Below are 21,430 nucleotides of genomic sequence, written 5' to 3' on the forward strand. Positions count from 1 at the left end.
ATCAGGCAAAAGTGCTATTTATACCGTAAGATTTATCTAAAGACGTCGGTAGCCAGGGTTTCACCTTGCAATGGCCGGGTATAAACAGGCAGGAAATTGATAGCAATGAGTCATCGTGCACGACACCAATTACTGGCGTTGCCGGGCATTATCTTTTTAGTTCTCTTTCCCATCATTCTTTCGCTATGGATTGCCTTCCTTTGGGCAAAATCAGAAGTGAATAATCAGCTCCGAACCTTTGCTCAACTGGCACTGGATAAATCCGAGCTGGTCATTCGCCAGGCAGATTTAGTGAGCGATGCAGCTGAACGCTATCAGGGGCAAGTTTGCACTCCAGCCCATCAAAAGCGAATGTTGAATATTATTCGTGGCTATCTTTATATTAATGAATTCGTGATAACCATTTTTTATGCTCATCGCTGATAGCGCCTGTAAACGGCTATACGATTGCACCGGCCGATTATAAGCGTGAACCTAACGTTTCTATCTATTATTACCGCGATACGCCTTTTTTCTCTGGCTATAAAATGACCTATATGCAGCGGGGAAATTATGTGGCGGTTATCAACCCTCTCTTCTGGAGTGAAGTGATGTCTGATGACCCGACATTGCAATGGGGTGTGTATGATACGGTGATGAAAACCTTTTTCTCGTTAAGCAAAGAGGCCTCGGCAGCAACGTTTTCTCCGCTGATTCATTTGAAGGATTTAACCGTACAAAGAAATGGCTATTTATATGCGACAATTTATTCGACAAAACGCCCAATTGCAGCCATTGTTGCGACTTCATATCAACGTCTTATAACCCATTTTTATAATCATCTTATTTTTGCGTTGCCCGCCGGTATTTTGGGGAGTCTTGTTCTGCTATTACTCTGGCTACGTATTCGACAAAACTATTTATCTCCCAAACGTAAATTGCAACGCGCCCTCGAAAAACATCAACTTTGTCTTTATTACCAGCCAATAATCGATATCAAAACAGAAAAATGTATCGGCGCTGAAGCGTTGTTACGTTGGCCTGGTGAGCAGGGGCAAATAATGAATCCGGCAGAGTTTATTCCGCTGGCAGAAAAGGAGGGGATGATAGAACAGATAACTGATTATGTTATTGATAATGTCTTCCGCGATCAGGGCGCGTACCTGGCAACACATGCCGATCGCTATGTTTCTATTAACCTGTCGGCCTCCGATTTTCATACGTCACGGTTGATAGCGCGAATCAATCAGAAAACAGAGCAATACGCGGTGCGTCCGCAGCAAATTAAATTTGAAGTGACTGAGCATGCATTTCTTGATGTCGAAAAAATGACGCCGATTAATTCTGGCTTTCCGCCAGGCTGGTTACGAAGTGGCAATTGATGATTTTGGTATTGGCTACTCTAACTTGCATAACCTTAAATCATTGAATGTCGATATTTTGAAAATCGATAAATCGTTTGTTGAAACGCTGACCACCCACAAAACCAGTCATTTGATTGCGGAACACATCATCGAGCTGGCGCACAGCCTGGGGTTAAAAACGATCGCTGAAGGCGTCGAAACTGAGGAGCAGGTTAACTGGCTGCGCAAACGCGGCGTGCGCTATTGCCAGGGATGGTTTTTTGCGAAGGCGATGCCGCCGCAGGTGTTTATGCAATGGATGGAGCAATTACCCGCGCGGGAGTTAACGCGCGGGCAATAAAACTACAGGCGGTGGCGATAATCGCTGGGAGTGCGATCAAACTGCCGACGGAAAACGCGGGAGAAGGTCTGCTGCGAGACATAACCCAGGTCCATTGCGATATCAAAAATCGGACGCTCGGTGGTGCGCAACTCAACGGCGGCCAGTAACAGGCGGCGTTGGCGAATGTAATCGCCAAGCGTCTGATGCGTCACCGTGCGGAACATCCGTTGCAAGTACCACTTTGAATAGCCTGATTTTTTTGCGACGACATCAATGTTAAGCGGCTGGTCAATATGCACGTCAATCCATGCGATAAGATCCTGAATAATTTTCTGATGGGACATAAATCTGCCTCTTTTCAGTGTTCAGTTCGTTAATTCATCTGTTGGGGAGTATAATTCCTCAAGTTAACTTGAGGTAAAGCGATTTATGGAAAAGAAATTACCCCGCATTAAAGCGCTGCTAACCCCTGGCGAAGTGGCGAAACGCAGCGGTGTGGCGGTATCGGCGCTGCATTTCTATGAAAGCAAAGGGTTGATTACTAGTATCCGTAACAGCGGCAATCAGCGGCGATATAAACGTGATGTGTTGCGATATGTCGCAATTATCAAAATCGCTCAGCGTATTGGCATTCCGCTGGCGACCATTGGTGAAGCGTTTGGCGTGTTGCCAGAAGGGCATACGTTAAGTGCGAAAGAGTGGAAACAGCTTTCGTCCCAATGGCGAGAAGAGTTGGATCGGCGCATTCATACCTTAGTGGCGCTGCGTGACGAACTGGACGGATGTATTGGTTGTGGCTGCCTTTCGCGCAGTGATTGCCCGTTGCGTAACCCGGGCGACCGCTTAGGAGAAGAAGGTACCGGCGCACGCTTGCTGGAAGATGAACAAAACTAAAGCGCCACAAGGACAAGCTGACTCATCGTTAACTATGGGGCCGGGGTGAGGGTAAATATTTGCACTGGTGCTGCCTGTTCCCCTCACCCTAACCCTCTCCCCGAAGGGGCGAGGGGACTGATCGAGCTCTTTTGGAATTATCCGCAAACACAAAACTAAAGCGCCACAAGGGCGCTTTAGTTTGTTTTCCGGTCTTTGTCTTTCTCTCTATCCCGCTGGAACACAGGAGGGTTTCCCCCGACGTCAACACACCTCATTCGAGCACGTGGTGGAGGTTCCGGTTGGTGTTGATGCTTTAATTGTATGTCACCGACGTTTCTTCGCCAGTGTAAAAGTATACTTTTTAGCCGCAATATTTTTGTCATCTCAGACGATTTTTTATCGCAATCCAGAACGGTATACGGCTCGATAACGCTGCAATCTTGCACATCGACGATAACGTTTGCGCATCAATTGCCTGGTTTTTCATCGTCAAGACAATAAAAGAGAAAAAAGCAGCAAACTTCGGTTGAAAAAGCCGCTATGATCGCCGGATAATCGTTTGCTTTTTTTTACCACCCGTTTTGTATGCGCGGAGCTAAACGTTTGCTTTTTTGCGACGCACCAAATTGCCGCAAACCTGGAGCAGGAAGATAACGTTTCGCTGGCAGGGGATTGTCCGCCACGCATCTTGACGAAAATTAAACTCTCAGGGGATGTTTTCTTATGTCTACGCCATCAGCGCGTACCGGCGGTTCACTCGACGCCTGGTTTAAAATTTCACAACGTGGAAGCACTGTCCGTCAGGAAGTGGTTGCCGGGTTAACAACGTTTCTGGCGATGGTCTACTCGGTCATCGTCGTTCCAGGTATGTTGGGTAAAGCAGGCTTCCCGCCTGCGGCAGTTTTCGTTGCAACCTGTCTGGTTGCCGGACTCGGTTCTATCGTGATGGGTCTGTGGGCTAATCTGCCGTTGGCGATTGGTTGCGCCATCTCCCTGACGGCGTTTACCGCATTCAGCCTGGTGCTGGGGCAACATATTAGCGTACCTGTCGCGCTGGGTGCCGTGTTCCTGATGGGTGTGCTGTTTACGGTAATTTCTGCCACGGGTATCCGTAGCTGGATTTTGCGCAACTTGCCGCACGGTGTGGCGCACGGCACGGGGATCGGTATCGGTCTGTTCCTGCTGCTCATTGCCGCTAATGGTGTCGGTCTGGTGATTAAAAACCCGCTTGATGGTCTGCCCGTTGCGCTGGGTGATTTCGCGACCTTCCCGGTGATTATGTCACTGGCAGGTCTGGCGGTGATCATCGGCTTGGAAAAACTGAAAGTCCCTGGTGGCATTCTGCTGACCATTATCGGTATCTCAATTGTCGGTTTGATCTTCGATCCTAACGTCCATTTCTCCGGCGTTTTCGCCATGCCTTCATTGAGCGATGAAAACGGCAATTCACTGATTGGCAGCCTGGACATTATGGGCGCGCTGAATCCTGTAGTCCTGCCAAGCGTTCTGGCGCTGGTGATGACGGCAGTATTTGATGCCACCGGAACTATCCGCGCTGTCGCCGGCCAGGCGAACCTGCTGGATAAAGATGGGCAGATCATCGACGGCGGGAAAGCACTGACCACTGACTCCATGAGCAGCGTTTTCTCTGGCCTGGTGGGTGCAGCTCCGGCAGCGGTATACATCGAGTCTGCGGCGGGTACGGCGGCGGGCGGTAAAACCGGGTTGACGGCTATCACCGTTGGCGTGCTGTTCCTGCTGATTCTGTTCCTCTCTCCGCTTTCTTACCTCGTTCCGGGGTATGCAACGGCTCCGGCGCTGATGTACGTTGGCCTGCTGATGCTGAGCAACGTGGCGAAAATCGACTTTGCTGATTTTGTTGATGCGATGGCGGGTCTGGTTACGGCGGTATTCATCGTGCTGACCTGTAACATCGTAACAGGCATCATGATCGGCTTCGCGACTCTGGTGATTGGTCGTCTGGTTTCCGGTGAATGGCGCAAGTTGAACATCGGTACGGTCGTTATCGCCGTGGCGCTGGTGACCTTCTATGCGGGTGGCTGGGCTATCTAATCTTTCATCGGATTCTGAAAACGGGTGGCAATGGCTGCCCGTTTTTATTTTCTCCGCACATTGTGTGAGCTTTTGCGATATTCTGAAAAAATGAGAATTCAGGCATAACGTCTTTCTCAGATCATAAAAAACATCGCAAACAGGGAACGCATGGAAATCTTCTTCACCATACTGATAATGACCCTCGTGGTCTCGCTGTCCGGGGTGGTCACTCGTGTCATGCCCTTTCAGATCCCGCTTCCGCTTATGCAAATCGCCATCGGTGCGCTACTGGCGTGGCCGACGTTTGGTTTGCATGTGGAGTTTGATCCTGAACTCTTTTTAGTCTTGTTTATCCCGCCGTTGCTGTTCGCTGATGGCTGGAAAACGCCGACCCGTGAATTTCTCGAACATGGTCGAGAGATTTTCGGCCTCGCGCTGGCGCTGGTGGTGGTCACCGTGGTCGGCATTGGCTTCCTTATTTACTGGGTGGTGCCGGGCATTCCGCTGATCCCCGCCTTTGCGCTGGCGGCGGTACTTTCTCCGACCGATGCTGTGGCGCTCTCCGGGATTGTTGGCGAAGGGCGCATCCCGAAAAAAATCATGGGCATTTTGCAGGGCGAAGCGTTGATGAATGACGCTTCCGGCCTGGTGTCGTTGAAGTTTGCCGTGGCAGTGGCGATGGGGACGATGATCTTCACTGTCGGCGGTGCGACGGTCGAATTTATGAAAGTAGCCATTGGCGGTATTCTTGCCGGTTTTGTGGTGAGCTGGCTGTATGGTCGCTCGCTGCGATTCCTCAGCCGCTGGGGCGGTGATGAACCCGCGACGCAGATCGTTCTGCTGTTCTTGCTGCCATTCGCTTCTTATCTGATTGCCGAACATATTGGCGTTTCGGGCATCCTCGCTGCGGTTGCCGCCGGGATGACCATCACCCGCTCCGGTGTGATGCGCCGTGCGCCACTGGCAATGCGCCTGCGCGCAAACAGCACCTGGGCGATGCTGGAATTTGTCTTTAACGGCATGGTGTTCCTGCTGTTAGGTCTGCAACTGCCGGGTATTCTGGAGACGTCGCTGATGGCGGCAGAAATCGACCCTAACGTCGAAATCTGGATGCTGTTTACCGATATTATTCTGATATATGCGGCGCTGATGCTGGTCCGTTTCGGCTGGCTGTGGACGATGAAAAAGTTCAGCAACCGCTTCCTGAAGAAGAAGCCGATGGAGTTTGGTTCGTGGACCACACGAGAAATCCTGATCGCGTCTTTCGCTGGGGTGCGTGGGGCGATCACTCTGGCCGGTGTGCTCTCAATCCCGCTGCTCTTGCCGGATGGTAACGTCTTCCCGGCGCGCTATGAGCTGGTGTTCCTGGCGGCTGGCGTCATTCTCTTCTCGCTGTTTGTCGGCGTGGTGATGTTGCCTATTCTGCTACAACACATTGAAGTCGCGGACCATTCGCAACAATTGAAAGAAGAACGTATTGCGCGAGCGGCAACGGCAGAAGTGGCGATTGTGGCGATCCAGAAAATGGAGGAGCGTCTGGCGGCGGATACCGAAGAGAATATCGATAACCAGTTGCTTACGGAGGTCAGTTCTCGCGTCATTGGTAACCTGCGTCGTCGCGCCGATGGACGTAACGACGTTGAAAGTTCCGTGCAGGAAGAGAACCTTGAGCGTCGCTTCCGTCTGGCGGCATTGCGTTCTGAACGTGCTGAACTGTACCACCTGCGCGCCACGCGGGAGATCAGCAACGAAACGCTGCAAAAATTACTGCACGATCTCGATTTGCTTGAAGCGTTGCTAATTGAGGAAAATCAGTAAGCCGAAAGCGACGTAACCAGGCCCGAGGTAATCTGAAAAAGGTGCAATCTTTTGCACCTTTAACAGGTTAGCTCGGGCGAACATTCATGATTCTAAAACAAATAAGTTATCTCTCTTGTAAAGTCAATTCATTGGCTGTTCTTCGACTTAACCTCAATCTGCGTGTTGCATAATATCTGCAGTAATCTTCATAGCGACTGCATTAATATTATCCTCAGTTTGTGACATGCCAGTATGAGAGGTACAATCTTCTTCAAAGAATTTCTGTAGTGTTACCAGGGTATCACTATCAATGGGGATATTTTCCTCCCCACGGAGAATGGAAATGCCCATTCCCTGGACGCTAGCCTCATCGAAATTAACCCGATAGAGACGGGTATTAAACATACAGGCTTTTGTTAAAATAGAACAGTTGAAATGGCAGTTGCTTAAATTGGCATTATTAAAATTAACATTAGCCATATTAGAGCCGGTACATATAACCATTTCGAGGAATGTATTTGTCAGCCACGTACAAAAGAGTTTGCTATCAATTAAGTTTATATTCTGGAGGATTGCTTTGTTCAGATTGACGCGAGACAGATCAGCATGTTCAAAGTTAATTAAATCGAGTTTAGAGAAACTAAGGTCGGCTTTAAATAAATTAACATATGGCGCTATTACTTTATAAAGATTTACCTCAGCCATGTACGCCATATAAAAATTTGAATAGTCAAGGAAGGTATTTTTAATATTGGCTCTATTCATTGCTGCATTGTAGAATTGAACATGCATAGCGGAGCATGCATTTAGAGTTCCGTCGGCCATTTTTATCTGAGCGAAATTTGAGTCATCGAGAATACAATTATCAAAAAGTATTTTTTCCATTATGGCGTAATAAAAATTCGTTTTATACATATTACAGTCCTGGAAAATAGCGTTTTGTAGTCTGCAACCTGCAAAATTCGAATTGGATAAATCTTCATCTTTAATCACGATACCCTTCAGGCTAAGGTGTGAAAAATCGTAACCACCATTTACTATCTGTGGAATTTCGATAGTATTATTATGGACGGCGACATTATTTATAAAATATACCACCTTAATGGATACATCCTTTTCTTTACTAAGGTAAACTCTTCTCGTAATTCTATCGTCACATTTATTATTTGCATATAACGCTATATCTATAAAATATTTATGTATTTTCCTGTCCGTTTCTTTCGTGATTTTTCCTGATGGTAAACTATCATAAATTCTTTTCATTTTCTGAATCAAGCCTATCACTTTTTCATGATCATCTATTTTGAAAAGAGAGAGGGCTTTATTGTCAATTAACGTGTTTTTATGATGTTTGCTGTAATTATCTGATTTTGTTTTCTTTGTATGTGATGAACTTGTGATAGAGTGGTTATCGTTAATCTGGCAAAGAGGGAAAAACATATTATTTAAACCATTATAGCGCATAAAATATCCTTATAATTAACAAGAAAGAAAAGGCATATTCTCTGCATTATCATTTTCTACGACTGTCAAAAATCGCTCATTTTTTAATGAGTTTATTTGTTTAATATTATGGGAAAAGGTGATGCATGTTGGAGAGGAAGCGTATTCCCCGGTCAGGCGACCGGGGAAGGGGAGAGATTAATGTGCGCGGCCTTGCTCAACGCCAAAGCCGGTCTGGGAGCGGATAAACTGCGCGCGGAACAGTTCACGCTCGCGCGCCCCTTCCGCTGAGTTATCGGTTGCCGAGAAGAACCAGATGCCGAGGAATGCCACGCTGATAGAGAACAGCGCCGGGTATTCATACGGGAAGATGGCTTTTTCGTGACCGAGGATCTGTACCCAAATAGTCGGGCCGAGGATCATCAGCACCACTGCGGTAATCAGCCCCAGCCAGCCGCCCAGCATCGCGCCACGGGTAGTCAGTTTCGACCAGTACATGGAAAGCAGAATGATCGGGAAGTTACAGCTCGCCGCGATGGCAAACGCAAGGCCTACCATAAAGGCGATGTTCTGATTCTCAAACAGCACGCCGAGGATAATCGCAATCACGCCGAGGATCAGTACGGTGATTTTTGATACCCGCAGCTCTTCACGTTCGGTCGCGCCTTTTTTGAAGACGTTAGCGTACAAGTCATGCGAAACCGCCGATGCGCCCGCCAGCGTCAGATCCGCAACCACCGCGAGGATAGTGGCGAAAGCAACCGCTGAAATAAAACCGAGGAATAGGTTGCCGCCCACTGCATTCGCCAGGTGAACGGCCGCCATGTTGTTACCACCAATCAGATGGCCCGCCGCGTCTTTATATTCCGGATTCGCACCAACAAGCATGATCGCGCCGAAGCCGATAATAAAGGTCAGAATATAGAAGTAGCCCATAAATCCGGTGGCGTAGAACACGCTCTTACGTGCTTCGCGGGCATCGCTGACTGTAAAGAAGCGCATCAGAATGTGCGGCAAGCCCGCCGTACCAAACATCAGTCCCAGCCCCAGAGAGAGCGCGGAGATCGGATCTTTCACCAGTCCGCCCGGTTTCATGATGTCGACACCTTTCGGGTGTACCGCCATCGCTTCGCTGAACAGATTGTTGAAGCTAAAGCCGACGTGTTTCATCACCATAAAGGCCATAAAGCTGGCACCGAACAGCAACAGCACAGCTTTGATAATTTGTACCCAGGTGGTCGCCAGCATGCCGCCGAACAGGACGTACATCATCATCAGCACGCCGACCAGCACCACCGCAATGTGATAGTTAAGGCCAAACAGCAGCTCGATCAGTTTACCTGCGCCTACCATCTGAGCGATAAGGTAAAGCGCCACCACTACCAGAGAACCACAGGCCGAAAGAATACGAATCGGCCCTTGTTTCAGACGATAAGAGGCCACATCGGCAGAGGTGTAGCGTCCCAGGTTACGCAGACGTTCGGCAATCAGAAACAGAATGATTGGCCAGCCCACCAGGAAGCCCAACGAGTAGATCAGCCCGTCATAGCCGGAGGTAAACACCAGCGCGGAGATCCCCAAGAATGAGGCGGCGGACATATAGTCCCCGGCAATCGCCAGCCCGTTCTGGAAGCCAGTGATATTGCCGCCTGCGGTGTAGTAGTCGCTACGAGAACGTACGCGTTTTGATGCCCAGTAGGTAATGCCGAGCGTAAACACGACGAAAATCAGGAACATAATAATCGCCTGCCAGTTCGTTGGCTGGCGCTCTACGGCCCCGCTAATAGCATCCGCGGCGTTAGCTGCGAAAGGGAGTGTGGCGGCAAGCGCCGTCAGAACTCTTTTCATGATGCTTGTACCTCATGCAGGACTTCATTATTAAGACGGTCGAATTCGCCGTTCGCCCGCCAGATGTAGATACCGGTGAGAACAAAGGAGATCACAATCACTCCAACACCAATTGGAATACCGCGTGTGACGCTGGTGTTCGGATTCAGCGGCGTGCCCAGCCAGCCGGGCGCGAAGGCGATCAGTAAAATAAAGCCGATATAAACTGCCAGCATAATAATCGACAGGATGGTGGCAAACCGTTGCCGTTTTTCGACTAACTCCCTGAAATGCGCATTGTCTTCTATCCGCTGATAAATCGTACCATTCATCACAGATTCTCCAGAGGTAATGTAGGGATTGTTTTAATTCCCGCTCCCTTATGGGAGAAGGTTAACGCTCGGGTAACCCTTGCCGAATGTAGGCCGGATAAGGCGTTTACGCCGCATCCGGCAATCAATGCCTGATGCGACGCTGTCGCGTCTTATCAGGCCTACAAACCGTTACCGATTCGCATCCGGCAATTGTGGGTTACGATGGCATCGCGATAGCCTGCTTCTCTTCAAGCAGCTTCTCGACCACGCCAGGATCGGCAAGCGTCGAGGTATCGCCCAGGTTGCTGGTATCGCCCGCCGCAATTTTGCGCAGAATACGGCGCATAATTTTGCCGGAGCGGGTTTTAGGCAGGGAGTCGGTCCAGTGCAGCACGTCTGGCGTCGCCAGCGGGCCAATCTCTTTACGCACCCAGTTGCGGACTTCTGCGTACAGTTCTGGTGACGGTTCCTCCCCGTGATTAAGCGTGACATAGGCGTAGATCGCCTGACCTTTAATATTGTGCGGAATACCTACTACGGCGGCTTCGGCAATCTTCGGATGCGCCACCAGCGCCGACTCTATCTCTGCCGTCCCCAGACGGTGACCGGAGACGTTCAGCACGTCGTCCACACGCCCGGTGATCCAGTAATAGCCATCTTCATCGCGACGCGCGCCGTCGCCGCTGAAATACATATTTTTGAAGGTGGAAAAATAGGTCTGCTCAAAACGTTCGTGATCGCCAAACAGCGTACGCGCCTGACCAGGCCAGGAGTCGGTGATCACCAGGCTACCTTCGGTAGCCCCTTCCAGCGGGTTACCTTCGTTATCGACCAGCGCCGGTTGCACGCCGAAGAACGGACGTGTTGCCGAACCGGCTTTCAGCTCGGTAGCGCCAGGCAGCGGGGTGATCATGAAACCGCCGGTTTCGGTCTGCCACCAGGTATCGACCACCGGACATTTCTCGTTGCCGATTTTTTTCCAGTACCACTCCCACGCTTCCGGGTTAATTGGCTCGCCCACGGAACCGAGAATGCGTAGCGACGAACGGTCGGTGCCTTCAATCGCTTTATCGCCTTCCGCCATCAGCGCGCGGATCGCCGTGGGTGCGGTATAGAGAATATTGACCTGATGCTTGTCCACCACCTGCGCCATACGGGCAGGCGTCGGCCAGTTCGGTACGCCTTCAAACATCAGCGTGGTTGCGCCGCAGGCCAGCGGGCCGTACAGCAAATAACTGTGTCCGGTAACCCAGCCCACATCGGCGGTGCACCAGTAGATATCACCCGGATGATAATCAAAGACATATTTAAAGGTCAGCGCCGCGTACACCAGATAACCGCCGGTAGTGTGCAGTACGCCTTTTGGTTTTCCGGTAGAACCGGAGGTATAGAGAATAAACAGCGGATCTTCGGCGTTCATCTCTTCCGCCTAGTGCTGATCGCTGGCTTGCTCAACCAGGTCGTGCCACCACAGGTCGCGCCCTTCCTGCCAGTCGATGTTTCCGCCAGTACGCTTCAGTACCACCACATGCTCTACGCTGGTGACGTTCGGGTTTTTTAGTGCGTCATCAACGTTTTTCTTCAGCGGAATACTACGCCCGGCGCGCACGCCTTCGTCGGAAGTGATCACCAGTCGTGAGTTGGAATCAATAATGCGCCCGGCAACGGCTTCCGGCGAGAAGCCGCCGAAAATCACCGAATGCATCGCGCCAATGCGGGCGCAGGCCAGCATCGCAACCGCGGCTTCCGGCACCATCGGCATATAAATCGCCACCACATCACCTTTTTTAATGCCCAGCTCGAGCAGGGTATTGGCGAAGCGGCAGACGTCGCGGTGCAGCTCTTTATAGCTGATATGTTTGCTCTGGCTGGCGTCGTCGCCTTCCCAGATGATGGCGGTGCGATCGCCGTTTTCTTGCAGATGGCGGTCAAGGCAGTTTGCCGCCAGATTCAGCGTGCCGTCCTCGTACCATTTAATGGACACATTACCGGGGGCAAAGGAGGTATTTTTCACCTTCTGGTACGGTTTGATCCAGTCGAGAATTTTTCCCTGTTCGCCCCAGAAGGTATCAGGTACGTTAATAGATTGTTGATACATCGCCTCGTACTGCTGAGGGTTTATCAGGCAACGGTCTGCGATGTTGGCAGGAATGGTGTGTTTGTGAATTTGGCTCATGCTTTTGTTCTCCTTGTAGGATGTTAATAATATGTGGCATAAGCGTTAAATGTAGGGGTATTGGCAGTTTTGTTTAGTATTTGGGCGACAGATCACGCAAAAGTAGAATGGTGCAAATAAACGGCAGGGTAATTTTTGAAGGTCACCAACAAAAGTTGATTAATTCTTTGAGGAACATGCAGTTATGCATGCTGTTGAAAAAGAGGAAGATACTGACTAACTCTAAAGTGGTATTTTACATGCACTTACAATTGATTAAAGACAACATTCACAGTGTGGTTATTTGTTACACATAGGGGTGAGCAATGTCATGACAGTGTAGGTGCGGTTACTGTCGTGAAAAACAATAAAAACCGCCATTGCAACAATGGCGCAATTCGGATGAAGCCCCTATGACAAGGATAAAAATAAACGCACGCCGTATCTTCAGCTTATTGATTCCTTTTTTCTTTTTCACTTCTGTTCACGCTGAACAAACGGCAGCTCCCGCAAAACCTGTAACTGTGGAAGCGAAGAATGAAACCTTTGCCCCGCAGCATCACGATCAATATCTCTCCTGGAAAGCCACCTCGGAACAGTCAGAGCGTGTTGACGCCCTGGCGGAAGATCCACGGCTGGTGATCCTGTGGGCGGGGTATCCCTTCTCGCGCGATTACAACAAGCCTCGTGGACATGCCTTTGCTGTGACCGATGTGCGTGAAACCCTGCGTACCGGTGCGCCGAAAAACGCTGAAGATGGTCCGCTACCGATGGCGTGCTGGAGTTGTAAAAGCCCGGATGTGGCGCGTCTGATCCAGAAAGACGGCGAAGATGGCTACTTCCACGGTAAATGGGCGCGCGGCGGCCCGGAAATCGTCAACAACTTAGGTTGTGCCGACTGCCATAACACCGCCTCACCAGAGTTCGCCAAAGGCAAACCGGAGTTAACCCTTTCCCGTCCGTATGCGGCTCGCGCGATGGAAGCCATTGGTAAACCTTTTGAGAAAGCCGGACGTTTCGACCAGCAATCGATGGTTTGCGGTCAGTGCCATGTGGAGTATTACTTCGACGGCAAAAACAAAGCGGTTAAATTCCCGTGGGATGACGGCATGAAAGTCGAAAATATGGAGCAGTATTACGACAAAATTGCCTTCTCTGACTGGACTAACTCCCTGTCGAAAACGCCAATGCTGAAAGCGCAGCACCCGGAATATGAAACCTGGACAGCGGGCATTCACGGTAAAAACAACGTGACCTGTATCGACTGCCATATGCCAAAAGTGCAGAACGCCGAAGGCAAACTCTACACCGACCATAAAATTGGTAATCCGTTTGATAACTTCGCCCAGACTTGTGCGAACTGCCATACCCAGGATAAAGCTGCCTTGCAAAAAGTGGTCGCGGAACGTAAGCAATCGATTAACGACCTGAAAATCAAGGTTGAAGATCAACTGGTTCACGCTCACTTCGAAGCGAAAGCGGCGCTGGATGCAGGCGCGACGGAAGCCGAAATGAAGCCGATTCAGGACGATATCCGTCATGCCCAGTGGCGTTGGGATCTGGCGATCGCTTCCCACGGTATTCATATGCACGCACCGGAAGAAGGTCTACGGATGCTCGGTACGGCGATGGATAAAGCGGCGGATGCGCGCACCAAACTGGCGCGCCTGCTGGCGACCAAAGGTATCACCCATGAAATCCAGATCCCGGATATCTCGACCAAAGAGAAAGCCCAGCAGGCCATTGGCCTGAACATGGAACAAATCAAGGCCGAGAAGCAGGACTTCATCAAAACGGTGATCCCGCAGTGGGAAGAGCAGGCACGTAAAAACGGTCTGTTAAGCCAATAACCCCGTTCCGCCTCGCAAGGGGCGGAAAACACAATGGAGTGAATATGAGCGTATTACGTTCGTTATTAACTGCTGGGGTGCTGGCGTCGGGCCTGTTGTGGAGCCTGAACGGAATTACCGCTACCCCTGCGGTGCAGGCATCTGGTGATCGCTACGAAGTTACCCAGCAGCGTAACCCGGATGCCGCCTGTCTGGACTGTCATAAACCAGATACCGAAGGTATGCATGGCAAACATGCTTCCGTTATCAACCCGAATAACAAATTGCCGGTCACCTGCACCAACTGTCACGGCCAAGCATCACCGCAACACCGCGAAGGGGTGAAAGATGTGATGCGCTTTAACGAGCCGATGTATAAGGTCGGAGAGCAGAACAGCGTCTGTATGTCCTGTCATCTGCCGGAACAGTTGCAAAAAGCGTTCTGGCCGCACGATGTCCACGTAACCAAAGTGGCGTGCGCCAGCTGCCATTCCCTGCATCCACAGCAAGATACGATGCAGACGTTAAGTGACAAAGGACGGATTAAGATTTGCGTCGATTGCCACAGCGATCAGCGCACCAATCCGAACTTTAACCCGGCGTCTGTTCCGTTGCTTAAGGAGCAGCCATGACCTGGTCTCGTCGCCAGTTTCTCACCGGCGTCGGCGTGCTGGCAGCCGTCAGCGGCACCGCAGGGCGCGTGGTGGCGAAAACGTTGAATATCAATGGGGTGCGTTACGGCATGGTGCATGACGAGTCGTTATGCATCGGCTGTACCGCCTGTATGGATGCTTGTCGGGAAGTGAACAAGGTGCCGGAAGGCGTCTCGCGCCTGACGATTATTCGTAGCGAGCCGCAGGGCGAATTTCCTGATGTGAAATATCGCTTCTTCCGTAAGTCTTGCCAGCACTGCGATCATGCGCCGTGCGTTGACGTCTGCCCGACCGGTGCGTCTTTTCGTGATGCCGCTAGCGGGATTGTCGATGTTAATCCTGATCTCTGCGTCGGTTGTCAGTACTGCATCGCCGCCTGTCCGTACCGCGTGCGCTTTATCCATCCGGTCACGAAGACGGCGGACAAATGCGATTTCTGTCGTAAGACCAATTTGCAGGCCGGTAAGCTTCCCGCGTGCGTTGAAGCTTGCCCGACGAAGGCGCTGACGTTTGGCAATCTGGACGATCCTAACAGTGAGATTTCGCAACTGCTGCGCCAGAAGCCTACTTACCGCTACAAGCTGGCGCTGGGAACCAAACCGAAGCTGTACCGCGTACCGTTTAAATACGGGGAGGTGAGCCAATGACGCAGACTTCCGCATTTCATTTTGAATCGCTGGTGTGGGACTGGCCGATTGCCATCTACCTGTTTTTGATTGGTATTTCTGCCGGTCTGGTGACGCTGGCCGTGCTGTTACGTCGCTTCTACCCGCAGGCGGGCGGTGCAGACAGTACGTTGCTGCGCACCACGCTGATTGTCGGGCCGGGCGCGGTGATCCTCGGTCTGTTGATCCTCGTCTTCCACCTGACAAGACCGTGGACCTTCTGGAAGCTGATGTTCCACTACAGTTTTACCTCGGTGATGTCGATGGGGGTGATGCTGTTTCAGCTCTACATGGTGGTGCTGGTGCTGTGGCTGGCGAAAATCTTTGAACATGATTTGCTTGCCCTGCAACAACGCTGGTTGCCGAAGCTGGGGATCGTGCAAAAGGTTCTGAGCCTGCTGACGCCCGTTCATCGCGGACTGGAAACGCTGATGCTGGTGTTGGCGGTGCTGCTGGGGGCTTATACCGGCTTTCTGCTGTCGGCGCTGAAATCGTATCCGTTCCTCAATAACCCGAGCCTGCCGGTGCTGCTCCTCTTCTCCGGCATCTCGTCCGGTGCGGCGGTGGCGCTGATCGCCATGGCGATACGCCAACGCAGTAACCCGCATTCCACGGAAGCGCACTTTGTTCACCGGATGGAAATCCCCGTGGTATGGGGTGAAATCTTCCTGCTGGTGGCGTTTTTTGTCGGTCTGGCGCTGGGCGATGACGGTAAAGTTCGTGCGCTGGTGGCGGCATTAGGTGGCGGTTTCTGGACGTGGTGGTTCTGGCTTGGTGTCGCCGGGCTGGGGCTGATTGTGCCAATGTTGCTCAAACCGTGGGTCAATCGCAGTTCCGGCATTCCTGCCGTGCTGGCGGCGTGTGGGGCCAGTCTGGTCGGCGTGTTGATGCTGCGCTTTTTCATTCTCTACGCCGGACAGTTGACGGTGGCGTAAGCCAGAAAAGAGGTGGTTTCTGGACGTATTCCTTCCTGAAGTCGGTTTTCTGGCGTTGTTGTTAAGTCTCGGGGTCAACGTGTTGACCCCGTTGACGGCCTTTGCGGGAGTGCGGTTGCGCTGGCCTGCCATGATGCGACTCACTTGCATCGGCATTCTGGCGCAGTTCGCGCTCCTGCTGCTCGCCTTTGGCGTACTGACGTATTGTTTTCTCATCAGCGATTTCTCGGTCATTTATGTCGCCCAACATAGCTACAGCCTGCTGTCGTGGGAACTCAAACTGGCGGCGGTGTGGGGCGGTCATGAAGGTTCGCTGCTGCTTTGGGTGCTGCTGCTTTCCGCCTGGAGCGCGCTGTTTGCCTGGCATTATCGGCAGCAAAGCGATCCGCTATTTCCGCTGACGCTAGCCGTTTTATCTCTCATGCTCGCCGCACTGCTACTGTTTGTGGTGCTGTGGTCCGATCCCTTCGTGCGGATATTTCCACCAGCAATCGAAGGCCGCGATCTCAATCCGATGCTGCAACATCCCGGTCTTATCTTTCATCCACCGCTGCTTTACCTTGGCTATGGCGGTTTGATGGTAGCGGCGAGCGTGGCGCTGGCGAGTCTACTGCGCGGCGAGTTTGATGCGGCCAGCGCCCGAATTTGCTGGCGCTGGGCGTTACCTGGCTGGAGTGCATTAACGGCGGGGATCATCCTCGGTTCCTGGTGGGCCTACTGCGAACTCGGCTGGGGCGGCTGGTGGTTCTGGGATCCGGTGGAAAACGCCTCTTTATTACCCTGGCTTTCTGCCACTGCGCTGCTGCACAGTTTGTCCCTGACACGCCAGCGGGGGATTTTCCGCCACTGGTCGCTGTTGCTGGCGATAGTTACTCTGATGCTGTCGCTGCTGGGCACCTTAATTGTCCGTTCTGGCATTCTGGTTTCGGTTCATGCGTTCGCACTGGATAACGTCCGCGCCGTGCCGTTGTTCAGCCTGTTTGCACTGATTAGCCTTGCGTCTTTGGCTCTGTATGGCTGGCGAGCGCGGGACGGTGGCCCGGCGGTGCGTTTTTCGGGGTTATCGCGGGAAATGTTAATCCTCGCTACGCTGTTGCTGTTTTGCGCAGTGCTACTGATCGTGCTGGTGGGAACGCTTTATCCGATGATTTACGGCCTGCTGGGCTGGGGACGCCTCTCCGTTGGCGCGCCGTATTTTAACCGCGCGACGTTACCGTTTGGTCTGTTGATGCTGGTGGTGATTGTGCTGGCGACGTTTGTCTCTGGCAAACGCGTGCAGCTTCCGGCGCTGGTAGCTCATGCTGGCGTGCTGTTATTTGCCGCGGGGATCGTGGTTTCCAGTGTCAGTCGTCAGGAGATCAGCCTGAATTTACAGCCGGGTCAGCAGGTGACGCTGGCAGGATACACCTTCCGTTTTGAGCGACTCGATCTGCAAGCCAGAGGCAATTACACCAGCGAAAAAGCGATAGTGGCGCTGTTTGACCATCAGCAACGCATTGGTGAATTAACGCCGGAGCGGCGTTTTTATGAAGCACGCCGTCAGCAAATGATGGAACCGTCAATTCGCTGGAACGGCATCCATGACTGGTATGCGGTCATGGGTGAAAAAACCAGAGCGGATCGTTACGCTTTTCGTTTGTATGTACAAAGCGGTGTGCGCTGGATCTGGGGGGGAGGATTGTTGATGATTGCGGGCGCATTGTTAAGCGGATGGCGGGGGAAGAAGCGCGATGAATAAAGGGCTTCTCACGCTACTGCTGTTATTTACCTGTTTTGCGCGCGCTCAGGTTGTAGACACCTGGCAATTCGCCAATCCGCAACAACAGCAACAGGCGTTAAATATTGCCAGCCAGTTACGTTGTCCGCAGTGCCAGAATCAAAACTTACTCGAATCCAATGCGCCGGTGGCGGTCAGTATGCGCCATCAGGTTTATAGCATGGTGTCGGAGGGGAAGAACGAAGTCGAAATCATTGGCTGGATGACCGAACGCTACGGAGATTTTGTTCGCTATAACCCACCGTTAACGGGTCAGACGCTGGTGTTGTGGGCGCTGCCAGTGGTGTTGTTATTGCTGATGGCACTGATCCTCTGGCGAGTGAGGGCTAAGCGATGAAACAGCCTCAAATACCGGTGAAAATGCTGACAACACTCACGATATTGATGGTATTCCTCTGTGTCGGCAGTTATCTGTTAAGCCCAAAATGGCAGGCGGTACGTGCGGAGTATCAGCGTCAGCGCGATCCGCTACATCAGTTTGCCAGCCAGCAAACCCCGGAAGCGCAGCTTCAGGCATTGCAGGATAAAATCCGCGCTAATCCACAAAACAGCGAACAATGGGCGTTACTGGGCGAGTACTATCTGTGGCAAAACGATTACAGCAATTCGCTGCTGGCGTATCGTCAGGCGTTGCAACTACGTGGTGAGAACGCTGAACTGTATGCGGCGCTGGCGACGGTGCTTTATTACCAGGCCAGCCAGCATATGACCGCCCAGACTCGCGCAATGATCGACAAAGCCCTCGCGCTGGACTCTAACGAAATCACCGCTCTGATGCTGCTGGCTTCCGATGCGTTTATGCAGGCGAATTACGCGCAAGCCATCGAACTATGGCAAAAAGTGATGGATCTCAACTCACCCCGGATCAACCGGACACAGCTGGTCGAGTCGATTAATATGGCAAAACTGTTGCAGCGGAGATCGGATTAATCATCTGGTGATGAAGATTATGTCATTGAGCTGCATAAAAAATAATCGAATGAACATATGCCAAAAATAATCACCAATCAGTATTATTGCAGATTAAACAAATAAAAATCTTTCCATAACAAATGGTTATTCATTAATCCTGCCATAAACTCGCGTTATTATGCATTAATGCAGCGAAAAGCTCTGTTGTTAAAGGGTTGCGCAACATACCGCGCAAATGATACTGATCATAAGCGTTAAAAAAATCTACAAACCAACGCAACACAATTCATGCCCTGGCAGTATGTCACGTTCTCGCGTTTCTGAACGGGGAACGGCGCTCCATTGAGGAAGTTATTCTGATGAAAAATATAAAATTCAGCCTGGCCTGGCAGATTCTGTTTGCTATGGTGCTGGGCATTCTCCTGGGAAGCTACCTGCACTACCATAGCGACAGCCGCGACTGGCTGGTCGTCAATTTGCTCTCTCCGGCGGGTGATATCTTCATCCATCTGATCAAAATGATTGTTGTGCCGATTGTGATCTCCACGCTGGTGGTGGGTATCGCGGGTGTTGGTGATGCCAAACAGCTCGGGCGTATTGGCGCGAAAACCATTATTTACTTCGAGGTGATCACCACCGTCGCCATCATTTTGGGGATCACTCTGGCGAACGTCTTCCAGCCCGGTGCCGGGGTGGATATGTCGCAGCTGGCGACCGTCGATATCTCGAAATATCAGAGCACTACGGAAGCGGTACAAAGCAGTTCCCACGGCATTATGGGCACGATTTTGTCGCTGGTGCCGACGAACATTGTGGCGTCGATGGCGAAAGGCGAAATGCTGCCGATCATCTTTTTCTCGGTGCTGTTTGGTCTGGGGCTTTCTTCCCTGCCCGCGACGCATCGTGAACCGCTGGTGACCGTGTTCCGCTCCATCTCTGAAACCATGTTTAAAGTGACTCACATGGTGATGCGTTATGCACCGGTGGGTGTGTTTGCGCTGATTGCGGTGACGGTGGCTAACTTTGGTTTCTCGTCTCTGTGGCCACTGGCGAAACTGGTGCTGCTGGTGCATTTCGCCATTCTGTTCTTCGCGCTGGTAGTGCTGGGAATTGTGGCACGTCTGTGCGGGTTAAGCGTCTGGATCCTGATTCGTATTCTGAAAGATGAGCTGATTCTGGCGTACTCCACTGCCAGCTCTGAAAGCGTACTGCCGCGAATTATTGAGAAGATGGAAGCCTACGGAGCACCGGCGTCGATCACCAGCTTCGTGGTGCCGACCGGTTACTCTTTTAACCTTGATGGTTCGACGCTGTATCAAAGTATTGCCGCTATTTTCATCGCTCAGCTGTATGGCATTGACCTGTCCATCTGGCAGGAAATCATTCTGGTGCTGACGCTGATGGTGACCTCGAAAGGGATTGCTGGCGTGGCTGGCGTGTCGTTTGTGGTGTTGCTGGCAACGCTGGGTAGCGTAGGTATTCCGCTGGAAGGTCTGGCGTTTATTGCTGGTGTTGACCGTATCCTCGACATGGCGCGTACTGCGCTGAACGTGGTGGGTAATGCGCTGGCGGTGCTGGTGATTGCCAAGTGGGAACACAAATTTGACCGCAAAAAGGCGCTGGCTTATGAGCGTGAAGTGCTGGGCAAATTTGATAAAACTGCGGATCAATAATTGAAGATTGCCGGGGATATCCCCCGGCAATGTGTGGATGCCTGATGCGACGCTTGCCGCGTCTTATCAGGCCTACCTTAACCGTTGGTTAATTTTTCAAACTCTTCACACCCGGTATCAAACCCTTCCATACAGCTCAGGTTCAACCAGTGCAGCGCCTTTTGTTTGTTCTTCTCGATAAAACCTTCCTCACCGTTTAAGAACATCATTCCCGCCCAGTACTCGGAATAACCGGTTCGGGAAATTGCAGAGCTGCGTTTGAAATACCAGGTTGCCTTGTCATCGTCGGCCTTAATGCCCACGCCGTTGGCGTAAATCAAACCAAGCAGCATTTGGGCATCGACGGCGGAGTCATTCTCCAGATCTTCCGAGGCGTTTTCTAACAGCGAAATCGCCTTTGGATAATCCGGTTTACCCGCTTGAGTATTTACCAGAATATGCGCCAGCGTTACTTCACCTTCTTTACTGCCCGCTTGCGCCGCTTTCTCTGCAAGAACTTTTGCTTGTGGATAGTCCAGACTGACCGGATTGGTGATTTTGATCTGCGCCAACAGCGCGCAGGCATCAGCATCACCGCTGTCGGCGGCTTTCTGTGCCCAATATTCGGCTTTGCTCAAATCGCCGGAGCTAAACCAGCTGTCGGCAAGAAAATATTGTGCACGTCGGTCCCCGGCCTCTGCTGCCTTTAAATACTGGCTGCCAGGCTCGGAGTCGTTCGCGTGGGCAAAGAATGTCAAAAACAACATCAATGCGATAATTTTTTTCATTTTGATAATACGATTGGGTAGGGAGTAACCAGTATAAAGAGTTCGAATGGATAAAAAAACAGCCTCCGAAAGGAGGCTGTAGAA

At 51.5% G+C, this 21,430-nt stretch carries 16 protein-coding genes, 2 pseudogenes and 2 other annotated features; of the genes and pseudogenes, 12 read left to right on the forward strand and 6 right to left on the reverse strand.

The window, feature by feature from the left end; translation table 11 throughout:
- The first annotated feature begins 105 nt into the window (after positions 1-105).
- Positions 106-1,683 (forward strand) — a sequence feature (Similar to Escherichia coli K12 conserved hypothetical protein gi: 1790496 (529 aa). BLAST with identity of 98% in 526 aa. This CDS contains an in-frame stop codon. The sequence has been checked and is believed to be correct.).
- Positions 106-1,683 (forward strand): annotated as a pseudogene (yjcC, locus tag SF4121). It overlaps the preceding feature by 1,578 nt.
- A gap of 2 nt (positions 1,684-1,685) precedes the next feature.
- Here yjcC and soxS read toward each other — a convergent pair.
- On the reverse strand, positions 1,686-2,009 hold the full coding sequence (gene soxS, locus SF4122; RefSeq protein NP_709839.1) for a DNA-binding transcriptional regulator SoxS: 324 nt from the start codon (positions 2,007-2,009) through the stop codon (positions 1,686-1,688).
- An 85-nt stretch (positions 2,010-2,094) separates the two neighbouring features.
- Here soxS and soxR point away from each other — a divergent pair, with 85 nt between their 5' ends.
- The 3 genes from soxR (at position 2,095) to yjcE (ending at position 6,414) form a co-directional block, all read left to right on the forward strand.
- Positions 2,095-2,559, forward strand: coding sequence for a redox-sensitivie transcriptional activator SoxR (soxR, locus tag SF4123; protein ID NP_709840.1), 465 nt, complete (start codon positions 2,095-2,097; stop codon positions 2,557-2,559).
- A 705-nt stretch (positions 2,560-3,264) separates the two neighbouring features.
- On the forward strand, positions 3,265-4,614 hold the full coding sequence (gene yjcD, locus SF4124) for a hypothetical protein (protein ID NP_709841.1): 1,350 nt from the start codon (positions 3,265-3,267) through the stop codon (positions 4,612-4,614).
- Positions 4,615-4,764: 150 nt separating this feature from the next.
- Positions 4,765-6,414 carry a hypothetical protein gene (gene yjcE / locus SF4125; RefSeq protein NP_709842.1) on the forward strand — a complete coding sequence of 550 codons (1,650 nt, stop codon included), beginning with the start codon at positions 4,765-4,767 and terminating at the stop codon, positions 6,412-6,414.
- Between the two features lie 153 nt (positions 6,415-6,567).
- Here yjcE and yjcF read toward each other — a convergent pair whose 3' ends face one another.
- The 4 genes and pseudogenes from yjcF to acs form a co-directional block, all read right to left on the reverse strand.
- On the reverse strand, positions 6,568-7,860 hold the full coding sequence (gene yjcF / locus SF4126) for a hypothetical protein (protein NP_709843.1): 1,293 nt from the start codon (positions 7,858-7,860) through the stop codon (positions 6,568-6,570).
- 177 nt (positions 7,861-8,037) lie between these two features.
- Positions 8,038-9,687, reverse strand: coding sequence for an acetate permease (gene actP / locus SF4127; protein ID NP_709844.1), 1,650 nt, complete (start codon positions 9,685-9,687; stop codon positions 8,038-8,040).
- Positions 9,684-9,998, reverse strand: coding sequence for a hypothetical protein (gene yjcH, locus SF4128; protein NP_709845.2), 315 nt, complete (start codon positions 9,996-9,998; stop codon positions 9,684-9,686). The genes actP and yjcH overlap by 4 nt, the downstream gene beginning before the upstream one ends.
- Before the next feature lie 199 nt (positions 9,999-10,197).
- Positions 10,198-12,156 (reverse strand) — a sequence feature (Similar to Escherichia coli K12 acetyl-CoA synthetase gi: 1790505 (653 aa). BLAST with identity of 98% in 652 aa. This CDS contains an in-frame stop codon. The sequence has been checked and is believed to be correct.).
- Positions 10,198-12,156, reverse strand: a pseudogene (gene acs / locus SF4129). Its footprint overlaps the feature before it by 1,959 nt.
- A gap of 392 nt (positions 12,157-12,548) precedes the next feature.
- On the opposite strand from acs, the gene nrfA reads away from it, so the two are divergent.
- The 8 genes from nrfA (at position 12,549) to gltP (ending at position 20,579) form a co-directional block, all read left to right on the forward strand.
- Positions 12,549-13,985 (forward strand): cytochrome c nitrite reductase subunit c552, encoded by a 1,437-nt coding sequence (gene nrfA / locus SF4130; protein NP_709846.2) that lies wholly within the window; start codon positions 12,549-12,551, stop codon positions 13,983-13,985.
- Between the two features lie 44 nt (positions 13,986-14,029).
- Positions 14,030-14,596 carry a cytochrome c nitrite reductase pentaheme subunit gene (gene nrfB, locus SF4131; RefSeq protein NP_709847.2) on the forward strand — a complete coding sequence of 189 codons (567 nt, stop codon included), beginning with the start codon at positions 14,030-14,032 and terminating at the stop codon, positions 14,594-14,596.
- Entirely contained in the window at positions 14,593-15,264 is a 672-nt protein-coding gene (gene nrfC, locus SF4132) for a formate-dependent nitrite reductase (protein ID NP_709848.1), read from the forward strand. The genes nrfB and nrfC overlap by 4 nt, the downstream gene beginning before the upstream one ends.
- Positions 15,261-16,217, forward strand: coding sequence for a formate-dependent nitrate reductase, transmembrane protein (nrfD, locus tag SF4133; RefSeq protein NP_709849.1), 957 nt, complete (start codon positions 15,261-15,263; stop codon positions 16,215-16,217). Before nrfC ends, nrfD begins: the two co-directional genes overlap by 4 nt.
- Positions 16,218-16,296: 79 nt before the next feature.
- Positions 16,297-17,955, forward strand: coding sequence for a heme lyase subunit NrfE (nrfE, locus tag SF4134; protein ID NP_709850.2), 1,659 nt, complete (start codon positions 16,297-16,299; stop codon positions 17,953-17,955).
- Positions 17,948-18,331, forward strand: coding sequence for a formate-dependent nitrite reductase complex subunit NrfF (nrfF, locus tag SF4135; protein ID NP_709851.1), 384 nt, complete (start codon positions 17,948-17,950; stop codon positions 18,329-18,331). Before nrfE ends, nrfF begins: the two co-directional genes overlap by 8 nt.
- The gene (nrfG, locus tag SF4136) at positions 18,328-18,924 is read left to right on the forward strand and encodes a formate-dependent nitrite reductase complex subunit NrfG (RefSeq protein ID NP_709852.1); all 597 of its coding nucleotides are present in this window, start codon (positions 18,328-18,330) and stop codon (positions 18,922-18,924) included. The genes nrfF and nrfG overlap by 4 nt, the downstream gene beginning before the upstream one ends.
- A gap of 341 nt (positions 18,925-19,265) precedes the next feature.
- Positions 19,266-20,579, forward strand: a complete 1,314-nt coding sequence (gene gltP, locus SF4137) for a glutamate/aspartate:proton symporter (RefSeq protein NP_709853.1) — start codon at positions 19,266-19,268, stop codon at positions 20,577-20,579.
- A gap of 77 nt (positions 20,580-20,656) precedes the next feature.
- Here the strand turns inward: gltP and yjcO are convergent, their stop codons facing one another.
- Entirely contained in the window at positions 20,657-21,325 is a 669-nt protein-coding gene (yjcO, locus tag SF4138) for a hypothetical protein (protein NP_709854.2), read from the reverse strand.
- Positions 21,326-21,430: the final 105 nt, after the last annotated feature.

The organism is Shigella flexneri 2a str. 301, assembly GCF_000006925.2.
In the GTDB taxonomy this organism is placed as follows: Bacteria; Pseudomonadota; Gammaproteobacteria; order Enterobacterales; family Enterobacteriaceae; genus ECMA0423.

Coding starts and splice junctions, on each gene's coding strand:
- yjcD (NP_709841.1), top strand. CDS start 3,265: ATGTCTACGCCATCAGCGCGTACCGGCGGTTCACTCGACGCCTGGTTT.
- yjcO (NP_709854.2), bottom strand. CDS start 21,325: ATGTTGTTTTTGACATTCTTTGCCCACGCGAACGACTCCGAGCCTGGC.
- yjcF (NP_709843.1), bottom strand. CDS start 7,860: ATGCGCTATAATGGTTTAAATAATATGTTTTTCCCTCTTTGCCAGATT.
- nrfA (NP_709846.2), top strand. CDS start 12,549: ATGACAAGGATAAAAATAAACGCACGCCGTATCTTCAGCTTATTGATT.
- yjcE (NP_709842.1), top strand. CDS start 4,765: ATGGAAATCTTCTTCACCATACTGATAATGACCCTCGTGGTCTCGCTG.
- nrfD (NP_709849.1), top strand. CDS start 15,261: ATGACGCAGACTTCCGCATTTCATTTTGAATCGCTGGTGTGGGACTGG.
- gltP (NP_709853.1), top strand. CDS start 19,266: ATGAAAAATATAAAATTCAGCCTGGCCTGGCAGATTCTGTTTGCTATG.
- nrfB (NP_709847.2), top strand. CDS start 14,030: ATGAGCGTATTACGTTCGTTATTAACTGCTGGGGTGCTGGCGTCGGGC.
- actP (NP_709844.1), bottom strand. CDS start 9,687: ATGAAAAGAGTTCTGACGGCGCTTGCCGCCACACTCCCTTTCGCAGCT.
- soxS (NP_709839.1), bottom strand. CDS start 2,009: ATGTCCCATCAGAAAATTATTCAGGATCTTATCGCATGGATTGACGTG.
- nrfG (NP_709852.1), top strand. CDS start 18,328: ATGAAACAGCCTCAAATACCGGTGAAAATGCTGACAACACTCACGATA.
- nrfF (NP_709851.1), top strand. CDS start 17,948: ATGAATAAAGGGCTTCTCACGCTACTGCTGTTATTTACCTGTTTTGCG.
- soxR (NP_709840.1), top strand. CDS start 2,095: ATGGAAAAGAAATTACCCCGCATTAAAGCGCTGCTAACCCCTGGCGAA.
- yjcH (NP_709845.2), bottom strand. CDS start 9,998: ATGAATGGTACGATTTATCAGCGGATAGAAGACAATGCGCATTTCAGG.
- nrfC (NP_709848.1), top strand. CDS start 14,593: ATGACCTGGTCTCGTCGCCAGTTTCTCACCGGCGTCGGCGTGCTGGCA.